Below are 18,636 nucleotides of genomic sequence, written 5' to 3'. Positions count from 1 at the left end.
ACGGTAACAGCCGGCTTTTTTTATCAACACATCCCGTTAAGTTGTTAACACCAAGTTAAAACAGCTGACGGGATGTGTTTTTATGCGCTGTTAAATTGTTGTCAAAGTCAATCAGATGAACTATAATCAGTTCAAAGAAGCAACTGAAAACAATTACAAAAAGCGGAAAGCGAGAAATAAGATGGAAGTTTATAAGGTTCTGGAAATCAAAAAAAGCGTCTATGAAAATAATGACCGGGAGGCCGATCTGCTCCGTCAGGAATTAAAACAGGAGCAGACCTTTTTATTAAATCTGATGTCGTCGCCGGGCTCGGGAAAAACGACGACCCTGCTGCGAACGATTGAAGCCCTGAAAGATGAGATGAACATTGCCATTCTGGAAGCTGACATCGATTCCGATGTAGATGCCCATACGGTCGCTAAAACCGGCACCAAAGTGATTCAGCTCCATACCGGCGGGATGTGCCATCTGGATGCCGGGATGACCCGGCAGGGTCTGGCGGGGATTGGCACCGGGGAAACTGATCTGGTGGTGCTGGAAAATGTCGGCAATCTGGTCTGTCCGGCGGAGTTTGATACCGGTGCTTCCAAAAACGCGATGATTCTCAGTGTTCCGGAAGGCGATGACAAACCGCTGAAATATCCGCTGATGTTTTCGCTGGTGGATGTGCTGCTGATCAATAAGATCGATGTCCAGGAACACTTCGATTTTGATCTGGCGGTCCTGCGGGAGCGGGTCAACAAGCTCAACCCCAACCTAGTCGTCATTCCGATTTCCGCCAAAACCGGCGAAGGCATCGCGGAATGGGCCGACTGGCTGCGGGAGGCCGTGAAAAACTGGAACCAACCGGAATTATTGAATTAGAAGAGGAGATCAAAATGAACAATAAATCAGAACCGACAAATTTTAACAAATCTACCCGCTTTAATTTTGCCCTGACCTGGGCGGATGTCAATAACCGGCCCTATCGGCAGGAAATTGTTGATCTGGCCAATAAAATCGGCCGCACCAAGGCGGGCAGCGGTCGGGAATCGATTCCCTTTGGACCCGAGTACTATGCTCTGGCGCCGATTCTCGATAACTATCAGGCTAAAATTGCGATGCACCTGGAATTCCGGGAAAAGCTGAGTGCCGAAGCGGTGGCAGCCGCGGCCGGGGAACCACTTGATCAGGTTACCGCCGCCCTGGAACATATTGCCTGGGCTGGGGTAGCCTTTGTCAATACGGTGGAAGGGGTGGATCTGTACTGGCAGGATATTTTTGTCCCCGGTCATCTGGAAATGATCAATAATAACAAAGAACTAGTCGCTAAACATCCGGAAGTTGCCGAAGCATTTTATTATTTTGGCGGCAAAAAAGGCCCCATGGCAGTCGGTATTATGCCGATTGGCAGTGGCCCGATGCGGGTTTTGCCGATTGAACGGGCCATTGATGGTAATTCTAAAAAAGTGACCTATGAAGAGGTGTCCCACCATTTGGATCAGGCCAGTGTCTTTTCGGTCTCGGATTGTTCCTGCCGGACCTCCCGGGAAGCGATGGGCGAAGGCTGTGGCCACTTAAAAGAAGAGATGTGTATTCAACTGGGCCATGCCGCCGAATATTATATCAAAACCGGTCGCGGCCGTGAAATCACCCGGGCCGAGGCCTTTGAAATAATCAAAAAGGCCGAGGATAACGGCCTGATGCATTCAATCCCCAATCTCGATACTCCCGGTCATACCCATGCTATCTGCAATTGCTGTGGCTGTGGCTGTTATGCGATGCGGCTAGCCAACGAATATCTGAACAATGACATCGTCCGGTCCAACTATAAATCGGTGGTGGATGAGAGCAAATGCGTGGCCTGCGGTGAGTGCGTCGATGTCTGTCCCACCAATGCCATCAGACTGGGGCAGAAACTGTGCTCCAAAACGGCCCTTGACGAGCCAATCACCAAGGTGACCCCCCGTAATACCGAGTGGCTGGAGGACAAGTGGAACCACGATTATCGGACCAACCGTAAAAACGCTCTGGATTCGGGAACGGCCCCCTGTATCACCAAGTGTCCGGCCCATATCCCGGTTCAGGGTTATATCAAACTGGCCTCCCAGGGTCGCTATACCGAAGCTCTGGAGCTGATCAAGAAGCATAATCCATTGCCGGCGGTATGTGGTCGGATCTGTCCGCGGTTATGTGAGGAAGATTGTACCCGGGGGGACATTGACGAAGCGGTAGCCGTCGATGATATCAAAAAGTTTATCGCCGAAAAGGATCTGGAAATGGCGACCCGCTTTATGCCGGTCAAACGACATGATTACAGCGACAAGAAAATTGCGATCATCGGTTCCGGCCCGTCGGGATTGACCTGTGCCTATGATCTGGCCATTGACGGCTACGATGTCACGGTTTTTGAAAAAGAGCGCCGCCTCGGCGGGATGCTGACCCTGGGGATTCCTTCCTATCGCCTGGAAAAAGACGTTCTCGACGCCGAAATTGATGTAATCCGCGACATGGGCGTCAAGTTTGAAACCGGCGTTGAAATTGGCCGCGATCTTTCTCTTCAGGAGCTGCGAAACCAGGGCTTTAAGGCCTTTTATGTGGCCATTGGGGCTCAGGCCGGACGAACCCTGGGGATTGACGGCGAAACGGCCGATGGCGTCTTCAGTGGGGTGGAGTTTCTGCGCCGCACCAATTTAGCGGAACAAACCAATGTTAAGGGTAAGGTCGTGGTAATTGGCGGCGGCAATGTGGCCATCGATGTAGCCCGCAGTGCAGTCCGGTTGGAAGGTGTTATTCAGTCTGATTTGTTCTGTCTGGAAGCTCGAGATCAGATGCCCGCCCATCCCGAGGAAGTGGCCGAGGCCCTGAGTGAGGAAATTGGTATTCATAATGGTTGGGGACCAACCCGGATTATCGCCGAAAACGGCAAGGTTACCGGGGTGGAATTTATACGCTGTTTGGCGACCGTTGATGCCGCCGGTCGGTTCAATCCCCAGTTTGATGAAGCGGATCGAAAAATCGTGCCCTGCGACGATGTGATCCTGTCAGTGGGACAGGCCACTGTTTATGGCAAGCTATTTGATGGTGACATGGTTAATTCATCCCCACGGAATACCATCGATGTCCATCCGGTCACCTTGCAGTCTTCCTGTGACGACATCTTTTCCGGCGGCGATGTTGCCAGCGGACCCAAACTGGCGATTGATGCCATTGCGGCTGGTAAAGAAGCGGCGGTTTCGATCCATCGCTTTGTCCAGAAAGGTCAGTCCCTGGTTTTTGGCCGCGACAATCATACCTATACGATGCTGGATAAGGACAATCTCGATGAGCGCATCGATTATGATGGCACCGAGCGCCAACGGATTGCCCATGTCGATGGTCAGGTCTCGAAAACGACCTTTAAAGATTTACGTGGGGTTTTAACCGAAGCCCAGATCCAGAAAGAAACGGCCCGTTGCTTAAGCTGCGGCGCCAGCAAGGTGGATGAGTATCTCTGTGTCGGATGCGGCGCCTGTACCCTGAAATGTAAATTTGAGGCGATTACGCTGGAACGGGTTTATGATGAGATGGGCTATGAAATCGACGACTTACCCAAGGCGATTCTTAAAAAAGCCGTCGGCCGAAAAGCCAAAATCATGCTGAACAAGGTCAATCCTTTTTCAGAAACCCGATAAGAAACAAACGGGTAGCACTTCGCTATCGTACCGACCAATTGTTGAGCTATTTTAACAATTGTCGGTACCAGGTTTGTTGATTAAGTAAAAAAACGAAAAAATGAGGTGTGAGGCCATGCATGAACTGGGGATTGTTTATGAAGTGATTAAAATCGTTGACGAATTTGTTGTGGCAAATGATTTGACTATGGTTGATAAGATTATTCTGGAGATCGGGCAATTGTCCCAGACCATTCCGCATTTTGTGGAAGCCTGTTATCCGGCGGCGGTCAGTGACACCCCCTATCAAGAGACCAAACTGGAAATCATTGTGATGCCGGCGATAGGGGAGTGTCAGGCCTGCCATGAACATTTTAATGTGGTTGACCACCGCAAGATTTGTCCGAACTGTCAGGCGGAAGACTTCAGTTTGATCTCCGGCCGGGAATTTAATATCAAAGAGGTTGTCGCTTATTGAGGCGAGCGATCGTAGATCGAGGGAACGTATCATTTGTCATATAACCCGCTGATATTTGCTGATGCGACCGTCAAAAATTTTCCGTTATACTGTTGTTTGAAATATTGCCACAGCGGTGTCAAATTCAGATTAAATAGCCTGCTTTTTGCGGGCTTTTTTAATTTCTTGCTTTTAACTTAGAACTCTAAACTCCAAAATCAGTATAATGTATAAGGAATTCAGTAAAATATATGTTTATATTCTACTGCTTTAGTAATATTATTGAATTAACAATAAATGGTTAGTCGCGGTAGTCAATGGTTGGCGAAAAGGAGGAAAGTTATGGAGAATAGTATCAGAATTGAATCAATTTCTCAATTGCATGATCTAATCGGTTATGGGAAACCGAAACATCCCCTGATAACCCTGATCGATGTCAAGGAAATAGATCCGACTGTATCAACGCTTGATCTTGATGTTTTCACAAATTTCTATACTATTAGTTTAAAAGAAGGCAATAGTTGCAGAAATAAATATGGTCGGCAATATTATGATTTTGAAGAGGGAAGTCTGACATTCATGGCACCGGAACAGGCATTGCATGTAGATGAAGACAATGCTGAATTAAAAAGTTCCAGCGGCTGGCTTCTTTGCTTTCATCCGGACTTAATCGACAAAAGTTCACTGGCAAAAAAGATGAGTCAATATACTTTTTTTTCCTATGCCAGCACTGAAGCGCTGCATCTGTCAGAGCAGGAAAAGATTAAAATCACAGCCATTGTAAATGAAATCAGAAATGAGTTCAGTCAGAATATTGACATTTTCAGCCAGGATTTGATAATTTCATATGTCGAATTGCTTTTGAATCATTGCAAGCGATTTTACGGGAGACAATTCATCACTCGAACTAAAGTGAATAAGGAGGTCATCCTGAGATTTGAAGCGCTGCTAAATAGCTATTTCGACTCAGTCAAACCAGAGCTGGATGGCTTACCAAGCGTTAAATATTGTGCTCAGGAGATGGGCTATTCGCCACATTATCTGAGTGATTTGCTAAAAAAAGAAACCGGAAAGAATACCCAGGAACATATCCATTTTTATCTGATTGAAAGAGCAAAAGCCATGCTCATTGAGACAGAAAAACCAGTGAACATGATTGCCATTGAATTGGGATTTGAATATCCTCAGCACTTCTCAAAGCTTTTCAAGAATAAGACTGGCATGTCGCCTGTGGAATATAGAAAGTGAGAAGGAGAAAATAATGAAAGCGATAGTATGCACGAAATACGGACCGGCAGAGGTTCTTCAGCTCAAGGAGGTAGGGAAACCGATTCCCAAAGACAATGAAATATTAATAAAGGTATATGCGACAACCGTAACATCGGCAGATTATAAGATTCGAAGCTTCCAAAGCTCAATCATGTACTGGGTTCCGATGCGAATTATGCTCGGTCTCAGAAAACCAAGGAAATCTATTCTGGGAAGGGAACTGGCTGGTGAAATTGAGGCGATCGGAAAGAACGTTAAAAAATTCAAGGCAGGCGACCAGATTATTGCTTCTACTGGCATGTATTTTGGTGCTTACGCTGAATATGCATGTCTGCCTGAAGATGGTTTAGTGATAAAAAAACCAACGAATGTGACCTATCAGGAAGCTGCAGCAGTTCTCTTTGGCGGGACTTCGGCATTGTATTTTCTGCGAAAAGGAAATATTCAGAGCGGACAAAAGGTCCTGATCTATGGTGCTTCCGGAGCCGTCGGAACGGCTGCCGTACAGCTCGCAAAAGTTCTTGGAGCCGAAGTCACCGGTGTGTGCAGCACCGTTAATTTGGACCTTGTAAAATCGCTGGGGGCTGATACCGTCATTGACTACACTCATAGGGATTTTTCAGAACAGGGAAAACGATACGACATTATATTTGATGCCGTCGGTAAAATTACAGAAAAAGGAAGTGAAAAAGCGCTATCGCAACGCGGCGTATATGTATCCGTTGATGGACAAGAAATAGCAAAAGCAAGTATTGATGATTTAAATTTCCTGAAATCCCTTCTGGAAAAAGAAAAGTACAAACCGGTCATCGACAGATATTATCCTCTGGAACAAATTCCTGAAGCGCACCGGTACGTTGAGAAAGGACACAAGAAGGGCAACGTCGTTATTTCAGTCATAAACTAAGTTGAGTGATAACAAAGATCAAAAAGTCGGAAAGTCAAAGTCTTGGGGATGTTTCGTTTGTCATATGATCAGTAGATATTTGCTGATGTGACAGTCAAAACGAAAACGTCCCCATGTCATTTTCCTAAAATAAATGCAGCTTCATAATAAAGTAACGATTTATAGGGTACATAAACTATGATATTATCGATGCTGTGAGAGGTGAATTAGATGAACTATCAAATGCTAAGGACTAAGCTGAATCAGCCCGAATCAGCCACATTATATGTTCCCCGAAAAGACATCGAAAAGAAACTCAGTGACAATTCCCAGGCGGGATTAATTCTGGTTTCTTCCTTTGCCGGTTCTGGTAAAACAACAATTATCAGTGAGTGGATCAGGCGCGGGCATTTTAACTATCTATGGTATTCGCTGGATGCCCGCGATAATGATTTGCAATTGTTTTTTATCTATTTGCTGGAAGGAATAAAGGATCTCGATCAAATGATTGCCGGCGACTTGCTGCAACTATGGGAATCTTTTGATTCGATTGGTTACGACGCCTTTATGCGCGCATTCATTACCAACCTCCACCGCATTGACAAAGAATTTGTGCTGGTCCTTGACGATTATCACATCATCGAAAATGAAAAGATCGATACTTTTATTCAGTTACTGATTGAGTACCTGCCGGTAAAAATGAAAGTGGTCATGATTACCCGTGAGGACCCGGCTTTTCCGCTCTCAAAGTATCGTGTCAGCAATAAAATCCTGGAGCTCCGCATTGCCGATCTTCGATTTACGAAGCAAGAAGCAGCGACTTTTCTGGCCAATCAGCTGGGTCAGGATATCGATGAAGAACATGCGGCACTGCTGACAAAACGCACCGAAGGTTGGATCGCCGGTCTTCAGCTTGCGGTGTTGTCGATGCAGGGAGTGCAGGATATCAACTGCTTTATTAAAGAATTTTCAGGACGCCACACTTATGTGATGGACTACCTGATCGAAGAGGTTTTAGAAAAGCAGTCTCAGGAAACAAAGGAATTTTTGCTGAAAACTTCGATCCTGGAATATTTCTCTTTTAATCTTTGTGATTCACTCCTGGACCAAGGCAGTGGATACAGTAGCCGGATGATCGCGTATCTGCAGCAAAACAATTTATTTTTAATCCCCCTTGATCAGGACCGAAAGTGGTATCGCTATCATCACTTATTCAGAGAGCTGCTAAGGCAGCGATTACCTCAGTATCTTCAAGGCATGGGTAATATAACCGTGGAAGAATTGCATTGTCGAGCCGGAGATTGGTTTAATCAAGAAGGGCTGTCGATGGAAGCCATCCACCATTACCTGGCCGGGCAGTTGTATGATCAGGCGGCGGCCCTGATTGAATGCAAGTGGGCAGAGATGGACGGTCAGTCGCAATCATCGACCTGGCTGGCCATGTCAAGACTGCTTCCGGAAAGTATTATCGAAAATAGACCGGTTCTGGCGCTGGGCTATGGTTGGGCTCTCATCGATACCGGCGATCTGCAGGGCAGCCAAAAATGGCTTGCAAGGGCTCAAAAGCTATATGATTTTTATGCTAATAACCCTGAAAAATTGCCTGTTTCTGACATCAACCAGTTTAAACTGCTCCCGGCGACAATTGCCGCCGGGTATGCGTATATTGCCGCGGCAACAGCAGATATTGACGGGATCTTTAGGCATACCCATGATGCTTTAGCTAAAGCACCCCCGGATCAATACCAGCTACGGGGGATTATCGCCATGCTCTCCGGTTTTGCCCATTGGACGTCAGGCGATCTTTTGGCCGCGGAGAAGATAATCGTCGATATGGTGCATACTGTCGGTAATAAGGTAAATGATTTGAGCATTAACAGTTTTTATCTGGCCCTCGGTGAATTATATATTCAAATGGGCCGGTTAAAGGATGCCAAGACGCTATTAAAAAAAACTATAAGTCAAGTTGATGGGGTCAGCAAGGTGCCAATTCTGTGGGCCAGTTTATACTTGGGGTTAGCCAATATCGCTTATCTTGAAGGTAGTAACCAGGAAGTTTATGAGCTGCTTAAAAAAAGCCGGGAATATGGCCAAAATTATGCCCTGATGGACTGGGAATACAAGTATTATTTGCTGTTTGCAAAGCTCTATGCCAGCGAAGGGCTTTTTGATATGGCCCTTGACAGCATTTGTGAAAGTAAGAAAGCCTACTTTGTGAATCCTATTCCCGACTATTGTTCCTTAGAAGAGATGGAACTTTTAATTCAGATCAGAAAAGGACCAGGGATGCTGTCATCAGAGGATCAGTTAATGGTGGATTGCTTTGAAACCAAAAGTATTCCATATCTTGCTGAGTTCTCTGCCGCGGTCTATACGGAGAAGATTCTTGCCGAAAATGCCGATCCCCCGATGCTAAAAAAAGCCGGTATTATTTGCAATGCTCTGACTAACAGTGCAAAAAAGCAAAAAAGGATGGGACCGTGCATTAATTATCTGGTGCTGGCAAGTAAGGTGAAGGAAGCTAAAGGCCAGTTTGGTGAACGTCGATTACTTCTTGATGAAGCCTTGGTTTTAGCAAAAGATCAGGACTACCATCGACCTTTTCTTGAGCATCTTTCTCCGGATGAGGGATTAAACTATGTTAAGAAAGACGTGCTGCATTTAAAAAAGGAAATGGCTAACCAAAGGCTGATTGAACCACTGACAATCAGAGAACTTGAGGTTCTGGTACTTATCGTCAGCGGTTTATCCAATCAAGAAATCTCAAACCGGCTGTTCCTGGCATTATCCACGGTAAAGGGATATAATCAGAACATTTATGCCAAGCTGGACGTTAAGCGCAGAACCGAAGCCGTTGCAAAAGCCCACGAACTCGGAATCATATAACCTACCTAATTGAGATTGCAACCCTACTTTAGTAGGTGGAGCCCCATCCTAATCTGTAGTATGCTAAGAATGAATCAAGAATTAAACAGATTAGGAGGAATGTTTAAAATGAAAAGCTTTCAAAAAATTGGTGGGTTTGCGGCATTTTATCTGGCGATAGCTTATTTAGTCACAATCCCGATATTTATTTTTATACTCGATTATCCAAGTATTGTTGAACCATCCCAAAAGATGGATTTGATTGTCAATCAGCCAGCGTTAATGTACTTAACAAATATTATTTCGTACGTGTTCTTTGGCATTTTTCTGATGCTTTTGAATTTGTCACTTTATGAAAAGCTTAAAGATAAAAGCCCTAATATCATGAAGGCCGCAACTGTGATCGGGATTATATGGGCGTGTTTGCTGATTGGCAGTGGCATGGTGGCAAACGCCGGGATGACCCAGGCGATCGCATTATTTAAAGATAATCCTGACCAGGGAACAACATTATGGTTAGGAATTGAAGCGGTTGCCAATGGAATGGGTGGACAGAATGGTGAAATATTAGGCGGCGTCATGACCTTGTTAATCAGCATCGCGGGACTCCGTAGCGGTTTGCTGCCGAAGCGTTTGAATTATTTAGGAATCATCCTTGGTACGGTTGGAATCATTTCAATCGTGCCTGGATTAACCGATCTTTGTAGTGTCTTTGGTATGATTCAAATTGTCTGGTTTATCTGGATCGGAGTTGTGCTATTAAAACAACCCCAAATGAAGGCTGTTTATAATTTGCGGGAATAATCACAGGGTAACATCAAAAAAGGACCAATCAATTATTTGTGATTGGTCCTATTTTAGTTTTATCAGATGACTGCCAATAAATGATCCTTAATGAAATCTTTTAAGCTTTATTTTTCCGGGAATTCTGGTATACTAATGATAGTTTTAAACGAAACTAATAAGGGAGAACGTATGCCAGATAAATTATTTAACCTTGACGACTATTTTAAGCGAATTAACTATACCGGGAGCCGCCAGGCTTCGGTCGAAACCCTGAAGCAGCTGCATCTTGGCCACGTCATGAACATTCCTTTCGAAAACCTCGACGTTTTTGCCAAAAAGAATATTTCCCTGGAGCTTGACGATCTGTTTGAGAAAATGGTAAAAAACCATCGAGGCGGTTATTGCTTTGAAATGAATAGCCTGTTTGCGGCGGTGTTGACCGAAATGGGTTTTCCGGTTACCCGGCATCTGGCCCGGGTCTACCACGGAGGCTTTGATAACTCCGGAAAAACCCATATGGTGCTACTGGTGGAAACCGATGGCCAGCAATGGGTCTGTGATGTCGGCTTTGGCGGCAATAGTCTGGCCGCACCGCTATTATTTGAGGAAGGCCTGGAGCAGGAACATCTGGGTCGTACCCATCGGCTGATGGCCGATCCGGTTTACGGTTATCGGGTGGAGTTTAAAACCGCGGCCGGTTTTGAACCGATCTACGCCTTTACTTTGGAAGGCAGCTGTCCGGCCGATTATCTGATTGCCAATTTTTACACCTCCGCCTACCCGGAGTCCTTTTTCCGGCAGGCTCAGATGTGTGCCCTGGTCACCGCCACCGGCAAGATCACCTATTTTGACGGCAACCTAAAGATCACCGATGGTGAAGCGCTGACCGAAACCACCATCAGCGGCGATGCCGCAATCAAAGACGCCTTGAAAAGCTATTTCGGAGTGGAACTATCATAAAAGCTGGCAATAAAAAAAGCAACAAGCCTTAAATCGGTTTGTTGCTTTTTTGTTCTTTAGTTAATTTTGATTAACGACCCAGTACCGACAATTGTTACATCATGTTGTACGCATCGGGGCGGATATGGCATCGCCTGTCCGATCCCGCAGCGAACAACAGATTAACAAGGGTCTGACCCCTCGGTCATTGGTCGGTACGGCAGTTTTAGCCAACCGCAGCAACAAACCTGCAGTTAATTTTGGGCTTATTTCTGGGTGGCCAGGAAGGCGTCAATTTCGGCGGCAGTGGGCAGCGACGGTTGCGCACCCAGCTGGGTACAGGTCAGGGCACCAGAAGCGCTGGCATATTTGGCTGCTTCAACCAGGTCGCCCATTTCAACAAAGGCTTTGGCCAGGGTTCCGGTGTAGGCATCGCCGGCGGCGGTGGGATCGATGGCATCAACCTTGTAGGGTGGGACCATCACATCCAGGCCATCGCCATAGATATATGAGCCGCGATCCCCCAGTTTCAGGACCACAAATTTACAGCCGTTGCGTTCCATCAGTTTTTTGGCGGCGGCCCGACAGGTTTCTTCATCAGCGGGATAGATACCGACCAGGGCTTTGGTTTCGGTTTCGTTGGGGGACAGGATGGTCACCGGTGGCAGTTTTTCCAGCGGATAATCCTGGGCCGGGCCGGCATCCAGAACCGTGATAATGCCTTTTTTATTGGCCAGTTCAATCGCTTTGGCATTGGTTTCCAGGGGGATTTCAAATTGCAGCAGGACGGCATCAAATTCGTTTTCAAACACTTTTTCCAGCTGATCGGGAGGGGTCAGCATATTGGCGCCGGGGAAGATGATCAGACGGTTTTGGCCGCTATCTTCCAGGGTGATGGCTACAAAACCGGTGTTGGCACCGGGTTTGGTAATCGTAAAGGTGGTGTCAACTCCTTCTTTTTTCCAGCAATCCAAAAGATATTCGCCGTTGGCATCATCGCCGATGGTAGCATAGGCGGAAACCTGGGCTCCGGTACGGGCGGCTGCGACAGCCGCATTGCTGCCCTTTCCTCCGGGTGCATTGCGGTAATCGTGTCCTAAAACACTTTCGCTGGGTTCTGGTGCCCGTTCACACCGAAGAATAAGATCCATCATTACACTGCCGACTAATAGAATTTTAGCTGCCATAAATAGCCTCCTTTAAAATTTACCGGGTCATATCAGAGCAAAGCGATCCATACACTTCAGGGTGAGTACCAGACCAGAAGTCGGACAGATTGATCCCGCTGGTATGAAAATGTTACATAAATCCCGGTGGATTGTTTACATATGTAAACATTATCACGAGATGAAGACGCTGTCAATGGGATTGAATGGCAAAATATTAACACTAATCTGGAAAAAATTGAGCGGTTTAAAGTTGCCAATGAGACTATTTTGCATTCGCGATAGCGCGATGGGGTTACCTCAAATAAAAAGATCGCTCGGATTCGGAAATTTAAAGGGTTTTGTGCTTTCATAAAATTTAAAGGGTTTTGTGCTTTCTGATTGACAAAACCCCAGCTTTTGTTTAGAATGAATTCAGTGAAAATCTCAGTAAAAATCAGCCGGAAGAGTGGTATTGTCGAGACATTACGATACACACTCTTTTTTTAGTAGGATCTTAAAGACGGTAGGGCCATTGTTCGACAAAGATTGAGAAATAAACAGGAGAAAAATGAATGAAGAAAAAAATTTCAAAGCCAATATTGATCGGCGGAATAGCTGTGCTAATCGGCATAGTTGTGCTTGTCGCCATTGTCCTGGTGATGTTTGGCGGCGGTAAAAAAGAGGTCAGCACCGATCCGCTGAACCTCTACAACAAGGTGCTGGTGGGAATGCCCAAAGAGGAAGCCGAAAAAATTCTGAAGGTTGAAGGCACTGCCAAGGGAAAAGGATTTAACTATCTGGATGAAAACACCGGCTATGGGGTAACGGTGAGCTACGATACGGTGGCAATGGATATTGCGGCGACCACTGACGAAACGGATGCAGAAGAAGCCCCTGAGGTGGCGGTGTTTAAACAGCTTTATGTGCCAGACAATACCTATCTGGATGCCCTGGTTAATGCCAATGTGACAGCGGATCAGGTTAATTCCCTGAAAGAAGGGATGCCTTATGACGAAGTTAAAACACTTTTTGGTGGGGTGGATGGGATCGAAATCAACTCGGCCTACAATAAAAAGGATGCCGCCAACTCCTACTCGGTGATGGCCTGGATTAATCCCGACCGGTCTGTGGCCTATCTGACCTTTCTTGGCTATAAAGGCTCCCTGAAAGTCTTCGAATTCCGCCCGGGGGAATAAAAAAAGCGCAACCGTCGCTGGTTGCGCTTTTGTCGTCTAACTACCGTACCGACCAATTGTTAATCTGTTGTTCGCTGCGGAATCGGACACTAATATGAAATAAAATTTCTTATTAGTCGCGGGCAGTCGCTAACTACAAGCAAGCTTGTGATTGGCTCGTTGCCTCCACGCAGGTTTATCAACCTGTTCGCTCCGATGCGTACAATATGATGTAACAATTGTCGGTACTGGGTTTGTATCAGTTTAAAGATTTGAGTATTCTAAAAGGGTTGCGCTTTTTTATTCGCTTTTTAGGACGGCGATAATTTCGTCAATAATCGGGTTGGCTCCGTCATAGTGAATCTGGCAGGTGCCAACCATATGATGACCGCCACCGCCGTATTTGAGCATCAGTTTGCCTATATCAGCGGTGCAGGTGCGGTTTAAGATGCTGTAACCGCAGGCAATCGAGACATTCTGTTTTTGCTTGCCATCGACGATCCAGAGGCTCACGTTCTGGTTTGGGTAGAGGCTGTAAATCATAAAACGGTTGCCGGTGTAGATGGTTTCCACGTTGCGCAGATCAGTGATGATTATGTTAGCATCGATGCGGGTATGGGCAGTAACCATTTCGGTAAAGAGCCGGGCCTGATCGTTGTAAAGTTCGACTCGTTCCTTGACGTCCGGCAATTCGAGAATTTCTTCGATGGATAGGTTTCTAAAAAGATTGATCAGCTCTTCCATTAACTGGTAATTGCTGATCCGGAAATCCCGGAAGCGACCCAATCCGGTTCGGGGATCAGAAATAAAGCCCAGCAGGATCCAGCCGGTGGGGTTTAAGATCTCATCCCGGGACAGCTTTCCGGAATCCACCTTATCCACGGAAAGGATCATCTCCTGATAATGGGGAAACTTGTCGGCGCCGCCGTAATATTCATAAATAATCCGGGCTGCCGAAGGTGCCAGACGGCTTTCACCGGCCACCCCAGGATGCCACCCCATCCGATCTTTCTCTGATGAATGGTGATCAAACCACATACCGCAGCCGGATACATAGGGCACATTGGCCAGCACATCATTTTCAGTGGGGGAAAAGAGCCCGTCCTGCAGATCTTTGGGATGAACAAAAATCCAGTCGTCAATGATGCCGGCTTCTTTTAACAGCATGCCGCAGATTAAACCGTCAAAATCTGAACGAGTAACTAAACGCATATGAAACCTCCTAAGAAAAAATAATAGCTAAATGCCACCGTAAATTTAAAAGCCGCCACGGCTGTTAATGTCAGTAAGAATTTAGAAACAGTTTTTATATTGTACCATTTAAGAAGCAGATTTTCCATCTTTTCAATGAAAAAAATCAAGGAAGGAAGGGGGCTTTAATTAAGAGTCTTAAGGGTTTGAAAATAATTATTAAAAAGTTTGCTTTATTGATTGGATCGTGTTATTATAAGTAAGAACTTAAATTAATAGTAAATGAATTTAACATAATATTTTTTAATTGGTACTATGCTTTACAGTATTATCCTAATTTAGAAATGTAGTTGTTATCCGTATTACAAGGATTTAGGGAATAAAATTAGGAGGTACTCATCAATGAATGGTACAGTAAAATGGTTTAACTCAGAAAAAGGTTTTGGTTTTATAACAGGGGAAGATGGTAAAGATGTGTTTGCACATTTTTCACAAATCGTTTCTAGTGGTTATAAATCTTTAGAAGAAGGCCAAGAAGTTTCTTTCGAAATTACTCAAGGACCTAAAGGCCCACAAGCCGAAAATATTCAAGTTATCTAATAACACAAATATTTTAAACTTATGCCTGAAAATGGCATAAGTTTTTTTTTATACTGTCAAAAAAATAAGACGAAACTAATCCCTTATCATTACAACACTATTAATTGGTTGTGTTTGCAGTGGTTTTCCGGGGAAAAGGAGGGGATTTTATGTCAACGAACAATATTGAAGGAATGAAAAAAATAATTGAAGAAAAGAAAAAGCTAAGTGCACAGCAGGGAATTAAGGCTGACAAACCGAATCAAAACAAGGTCAGTGATCGAAAAGCGTTCAAAACAACAAAAAGAGGCGGATTTTTCGATAAATAAATCAATTTTCTAAGGAACGCTACCGGCGTTCCTCAGGTTGTCGGCAAACTACCATACCGACCAATTGTTAATCTGTTGTTTGCTGCGGAATCAGACACTAATAAGAAATAAAATTTCTTATTAGTCGCGGGCAGTCGCTAACTACAAGCAAGCTTGTGATTGGCTCGTTGCCTCCACGCAGGTTTATCAACCTGTTCGCTCCGATGCAAACAACATGATGTAACAATTGTCGGTATTACTTTATCCGTATGTCACAGTCTAAGGAACGCTACCAGCGTTCTTTATTTATGATAGAGGTTGATCCGTAAAATTTTTCAACCCGTGCAGCACTTTTAAAATAAAGGAGAACCTATTGCAATTTGAAAATTTAAATATTATACAGCCAATTCAGAAGGCTTTAACCGCTGAAGGTTATACTGAGGCCACACCGATTCAGGAAAAGGCGATTCCGTCTTTATTGGAAGGCCGTGATTTATTGGGATGTGCCCAGACTGGCACCGGCAAAACCGCCGCTTTTGCGATCCCGATTTTACAGAAGCTTTCCTATGAACAGCGTAATCTCAAGGGCAACCGCGCGATTAAATCATTGATCCTGGCGCCAACCCGGGAGTTGGCGCTGCAGATCAGTGATTCGTTTAAAGCTTACGGCAAGTTTTTAGGACTGCGAACCCTGGTTATTTACGGGGGCGTATCCCAGAATCCGCAGACCAAGGCCTTGGGTGCCGGAGTCGATATCTTAGTGGCAACCCCGGGACGACTGCTGGATTTAATTAACCAGAAGTATATCAAACTAGGTCAGATCAAGTCCTTTGTTCTGGATGAAGCGGATATGATGCTGGATATGGGGATGCTTCAGGATGTCCGCAAAATTATGAAGCACATGCCGGCTGAGCGTCAGAATATGCTGTTCTCGGCGACCATGCCGATGGAAATCGCCAAACTGGCGGGTACCATCCTCCGCGATCCAGTTAAGGTCACCATCACACCGATTTCATCAACCGTTGAAGTGATTGAGCAGAATGTTTATTATGTCAACAAAAACAACAAGATCAATCTGCTGGTCCATTTGCTCAAAAACCGGGAAATTGTCTCGGCGCTGGTCTTTTCGCGAACTAAGCATGGCGCCGATAAGATCGTCAAACATCTTGAGCGTTCCGGGTTTAAGGCCCAGGCCATCCATGGCAATAAATCCCAGAATGCCCGCCAATTGGCCCTGAATAACTTTAAGGAACGAAGAACCCGGATTCTGGTAGCAACCGATATTGCCGCCCGGGGTATCGATATTGAAGAGCTGTCCCATGTCTTTAATTATGATTTGCCCGAGGTTCCGGAAACCTATGTGCATCGGATCGGCCGGACCGGTCGGGCTGGTCTCGGTGGGATTGCGATCGCTTTTTGCGACCAGGAAGAAATGCCGTTACTGGACGGAATCGAAAAACTGGTCGACAAATCAATCCCGGTAGTTGAGGTTCATCCCTTCCCATTAGTGGTCGTTCCAAATGAAGTTAAAGTTGCGGCATCGCGACGGTCCGTAGCCTATAGTGCAACGACAACCAAAAACCGTCGAGGAAGCGGAAGCAGCTCCGGAAAAAACACCGGCGGAAAAAAGGATCGGGATCGTTTCTATTCGAAAAACAAGAAAAAAGATAACCTGTAAAACCTGAATAATTCCGGTTAATCAGGGTATTTAAAATTTAGTTAGGGTTTAAATATTACTTGACGAATGCTTGTGATAACCATTAAAATTAATAAACAGAATTTTTCGATTCGATTAAGAAGGCGGTAGATTTATGGAAAATATTAGAGTGATGATAGTAGATGATTCAACTTTTTCAATCGCAGTGCTCAAACGGATGCTGCAAAAAGATGGGCTGGAGATTGTTGGCACGGCCCTGAACATGAAAGAAGCAATTCAAAAAGCCCAGGAGCTTAAACCAGATCTGATTACAATGGATATGACCCTGCCAGATGGTGATGGAATCGAGTGTTCAAAAGAAATTCTCAAACACTTGCATGAAACCAAAATCATTGCCATCAGTGCGATGATGGATGAAGAAATTATCCAACGGTCCAGAAAAGCCGGGATCAGGGGTTATTTGCAAAAACCCGTCGATCAGACCGATCTGGATTCGGCCATTGAACGGCTTTTTGAAGGCGAAGAACTCTACGGTGTCTTAAAAAATAATTTTGAAGAAGCCTTTAAAGAATCTATTTTCAGTTTTCTGAAACGGGAAATCGGCGGGGAAGTGGCAGTCGAAAAGATTGCAGATCATGCCATGACCACCAATTCATCCGGAATATCTGTCGCGATTGGGATCATTGGCCGCCACGACGGCCGCTTAATCATGGATATGTCGGAAGCGACCGCTCTGGGGATGACTAAAAAAATCCTCCAGGATGATACCCAGCAGATTGATGATGCTATTAATTTCTTAAGCGAATTTACTAATGTTATTGGCGGTAACGCCTGTTCGCTTCTAAACGGGCTCAATCGTTCCTTTGGCCTGCGGGTTTCACCACCCACCGTCTTCCGGGGTAAAGATATTACCATTTCCATTGGCGATATTATGAGTGAATCGTTTATAATCAAAACCGATCTCGGTAATGTCTTTATGAATGTGGGCTTTCAAAAGGGGGATGTGGAATGGATATAGGAATTATCAATCCTTTCATTGCATCAGTCACGGATATTATGCCGCAGTTGGGGTTTGAAAGTATCAATTTAATCGAACAAAAAGAAAAAACAAAAAAAATTGTCGCCAGCGGCATTGTCCTGACCTTGGGGATCGTTGGCGATAAAAAGGGCAATGTCGCCTATGCCATCGATACCGAGGGAGCCAAGCAGATTGCTTCCATCATGATGATGGGGATGCCGGTGGATGAATTGGACGATATGGCTAAGAGTGCCATTTCAGAACTGTCCAATATGTTAACCGCCAATGCGGCAATTAATTTTTCAAACGATAATATCACAGTGGATATTTCCCCGCCTACCATGCTGACCGGGGAAAGCATCGAACTGAGCATGAGCCGGGACCAGGTCATGTGCGTTGAATTTGATATCGACGGCATTAAGCTGGAAATCAATGTAGCCCTGGATTAAATAGGTTTTCGGTGAACTACCGTACCGACCAATTGTTAATCTGTTGTCCGCTCCGATGCGGACAACGTGATGTAACAATTGTCGGTACGACAAATGCTTTAAAAAAGACATCGTTTTTGCGGTGTCTTTTTTGTGGTGGTGCGCCCGGCATGGGCGCAATCTAACGGGTGAAAGTCCCGAGCACGGGTAGGTAGTGCCAAGTGCATAGCTTAAGGCAAGGGTGTCCCCGGCGACGGGGAATCTGAAGGAAGCCGGCGGCAAACTTCCGGTCTGACG

General features: G+C 45.4%; 16 protein-coding genes. 14 read left to right on the top strand and 2 right to left on the bottom strand.

The annotated features are described in order from the left end of the window. The first annotated feature begins 181 nt into the window (after positions 1-181). From hypB to ACEW8F_RS06930, 8 genes are all read left to right on the top strand, one after another. Positions 182-865, top strand: a complete 684-nt coding sequence (gene hypB, locus ACEW8F_RS06965; RefSeq protein ID WP_373482753.1) for a hydrogenase nickel incorporation protein HypB — start codon at positions 182-184, stop codon at positions 863-865. 14 nt (positions 866-879) lie between these two features. Further along, on the top strand, positions 880-3,654 hold the full coding sequence (locus ACEW8F_RS06960; RefSeq protein ID WP_373482752.1) for an FAD-dependent oxidoreductase: 2,775 nt from the start codon (positions 880-882) through the stop codon (positions 3,652-3,654). 115 nt (positions 3,655-3,769) lie between these two features. Further along, positions 3,770-4,111 (top strand): hydrogenase maturation nickel metallochaperone HypA, encoded by a 342-nt coding sequence (locus ACEW8F_RS06955; RefSeq protein ID WP_373482751.1) that lies wholly within the window; start codon positions 3,770-3,772, stop codon positions 4,109-4,111. Positions 4,112-4,432: 321 nt separating this feature from the next. Further along, positions 4,433-5,338, top strand: coding sequence for a helix-turn-helix domain-containing protein (locus ACEW8F_RS06950; protein WP_373482750.1), 906 nt, complete (start codon positions 4,433-4,435; stop codon positions 5,336-5,338). 13 nt (positions 5,339-5,351) lie between these two features. Continuing rightward, entirely contained in the window at positions 5,352-6,266 is a 915-nt protein-coding gene (locus tag ACEW8F_RS06945) for an NAD(P)-dependent alcohol dehydrogenase (protein ID WP_373482749.1), read from the top strand. 210 nt (positions 6,267-6,476) lie between these two features. Further along, positions 6,477-9,131, top strand: coding sequence for a LuxR C-terminal-related transcriptional regulator (locus ACEW8F_RS06940; RefSeq protein WP_373482748.1), 2,655 nt, complete (start codon positions 6,477-6,479; stop codon positions 9,129-9,131). 108 nt (positions 9,132-9,239) lie between these two features. Continuing rightward, positions 9,240-9,914: a hypothetical protein gene (locus tag ACEW8F_RS06935; RefSeq protein ID WP_373482747.1), complete on the top strand. Its 675-nt coding sequence runs from the start codon at positions 9,240-9,242 to the stop codon at positions 9,912-9,914. 171 nt (positions 9,915-10,085) lie between these two features. Further along, positions 10,086-10,856 carry an arylamine N-acetyltransferase gene (locus tag ACEW8F_RS06930; protein ID WP_373482746.1) on the top strand — a complete coding sequence of 257 codons (771 nt, stop codon included), beginning with the start codon at positions 10,086-10,088 and terminating at the stop codon, positions 10,854-10,856. Positions 10,857-11,101: 245 nt separating this feature from the next. Here ACEW8F_RS06930 and ACEW8F_RS06925 read toward each other — a convergent pair whose 3' ends face one another. Beyond that, on the bottom strand, positions 11,102-12,022 hold the full coding sequence (locus tag ACEW8F_RS06925) for a PfkB family carbohydrate kinase (protein ID WP_373482745.1): 921 nt from the start codon (positions 12,020-12,022) through the stop codon (positions 11,102-11,104). Between the two features lie 533 nt (positions 12,023-12,555). Here ACEW8F_RS06925 and ACEW8F_RS06920 point away from each other — a divergent pair. Then, positions 12,556-13,179, top strand: coding sequence for a hypothetical protein (locus ACEW8F_RS06920; RefSeq protein ID WP_373482744.1), 624 nt, complete (start codon positions 12,556-12,558; stop codon positions 13,177-13,179). A 279-nt stretch (positions 13,180-13,458) separates the two neighbouring features. Here ACEW8F_RS06920 and ACEW8F_RS06915 read toward each other — a convergent pair whose 3' ends face one another. Continuing rightward, positions 13,459-14,370, bottom strand: a complete 912-nt coding sequence (locus ACEW8F_RS06915; protein WP_373482743.1) for an exopolyphosphatase — start codon at positions 14,368-14,370, stop codon at positions 13,459-13,461. A gap of 381 nt (positions 14,371-14,751) precedes the next feature. On the opposite strand from ACEW8F_RS06915, the gene ACEW8F_RS06910 reads away from it, so the two are divergent. From ACEW8F_RS06910 to ACEW8F_RS06890, 5 genes are all read left to right on the top strand, one after another. Further along, on the top strand, positions 14,752-14,949 hold the full coding sequence (locus ACEW8F_RS06910) for a cold-shock protein (protein ID WP_026393295.1): 198 nt from the start codon (positions 14,752-14,754) through the stop codon (positions 14,947-14,949). A 149-nt stretch (positions 14,950-15,098) separates the two neighbouring features. After that, on the top strand, positions 15,099-15,257 hold the full coding sequence (locus ACEW8F_RS06905; protein WP_373482742.1) for a hypothetical protein: 159 nt from the start codon (positions 15,099-15,101) through the stop codon (positions 15,255-15,257). 352 nt (positions 15,258-15,609) lie between these two features. Then, entirely contained in the window at positions 15,610-16,914 is a 1,305-nt protein-coding gene (locus ACEW8F_RS06900) for a DEAD/DEAH box helicase (RefSeq protein WP_373482741.1), read from the top strand. Positions 16,915-17,047: 133 nt separating this feature from the next. Continuing rightward, on the top strand, positions 17,048-17,911 hold the full coding sequence (locus tag ACEW8F_RS06895) for a response regulator (RefSeq protein ID WP_373482740.1): 864 nt from the start codon (positions 17,048-17,050) through the stop codon (positions 17,909-17,911). After that, positions 17,902-18,360: a chemotaxis protein CheX gene (locus tag ACEW8F_RS06890; RefSeq protein WP_373482739.1), complete on the top strand. Its 459-nt coding sequence runs from the start codon at positions 17,902-17,904 to the stop codon at positions 18,358-18,360. The genes ACEW8F_RS06895 and ACEW8F_RS06890 overlap by 10 nt, the downstream gene beginning before the upstream one ends. The last annotated feature ends 276 nt before the right edge of the window (positions 18,361-18,636 follow it).

The organism is Acetobacterium sp. (genome assembly GCF_041752335.1).
Lineage (GTDB): Bacteria > Bacillota > Clostridia > Eubacteriales > Eubacteriaceae > Acetobacterium.
Note: the sequence above shows the minus strand (reverse complement) of the source record. Positions and strands in the feature narration are given on the sequence as shown.

Bases quoted from the DNA above. Each gene is read 5' to 3' on its own strand.
- hypB (WP_373482753.1), top strand. From the start codon at position 182: ATGGAAGTTTATAAGGTTCTGGAAATCAAAAAAAGCGTCTATGAAAAT.
- ACEW8F_RS06960 (WP_373482752.1), top strand. From the start codon at position 880: ATGAACAATAAATCAGAACCGACAAATTTTAACAAATCTACCCGCTTT.
- ACEW8F_RS06955 (WP_373482751.1), top strand. From the start codon at position 3,770: ATGCATGAACTGGGGATTGTTTATGAAGTGATTAAAATCGTTGACGAA.
- ACEW8F_RS06950 (WP_373482750.1), top strand. From the start codon at position 4,433: ATGGAGAATAGTATCAGAATTGAATCAATTTCTCAATTGCATGATCTA.
- ACEW8F_RS06945 (WP_373482749.1), top strand. From the start codon at position 5,352: ATGAAAGCGATAGTATGCACGAAATACGGACCGGCAGAGGTTCTTCAG.
- ACEW8F_RS06940 (WP_373482748.1), top strand. From the start codon at position 6,477: ATGAACTATCAAATGCTAAGGACTAAGCTGAATCAGCCCGAATCAGCC.
- ACEW8F_RS06935 (WP_373482747.1), top strand. From the start codon at position 9,240: ATGAAAAGCTTTCAAAAAATTGGTGGGTTTGCGGCATTTTATCTGGCG.
- ACEW8F_RS06930 (WP_373482746.1), top strand. From the start codon at position 10,086: ATGCCAGATAAATTATTTAACCTTGACGACTATTTTAAGCGAATTAAC.
- ACEW8F_RS06925 (WP_373482745.1), bottom strand. From the start codon at position 12,022: ATGGCAGCTAAAATTCTATTAGTCGGCAGTGTAATGATGGATCTTATT.
- ACEW8F_RS06920 (WP_373482744.1), top strand. From the start codon at position 12,556: ATGAAGAAAAAAATTTCAAAGCCAATATTGATCGGCGGAATAGCTGTG.
- ACEW8F_RS06915 (WP_373482743.1), bottom strand. From the start codon at position 14,370: ATGCGTTTAGTTACTCGTTCAGATTTTGACGGTTTAATCTGCGGCATG.
- ACEW8F_RS06910 (WP_026393295.1), top strand. From the start codon at position 14,752: ATGAATGGTACAGTAAAATGGTTTAACTCAGAAAAAGGTTTTGGTTTT.
- ACEW8F_RS06905 (WP_373482742.1), top strand. From the start codon at position 15,099: ATGTCAACGAACAATATTGAAGGAATGAAAAAAATAATTGAAGAAAAG.
- ACEW8F_RS06895 (WP_373482740.1), top strand. From the start codon at position 17,048: ATGGAAAATATTAGAGTGATGATAGTAGATGATTCAACTTTTTCAATC.
- ACEW8F_RS06890 (WP_373482739.1), top strand. From the start codon at position 17,902: ATGGATATAGGAATTATCAATCCTTTCATTGCATCAGTCACGGATATT.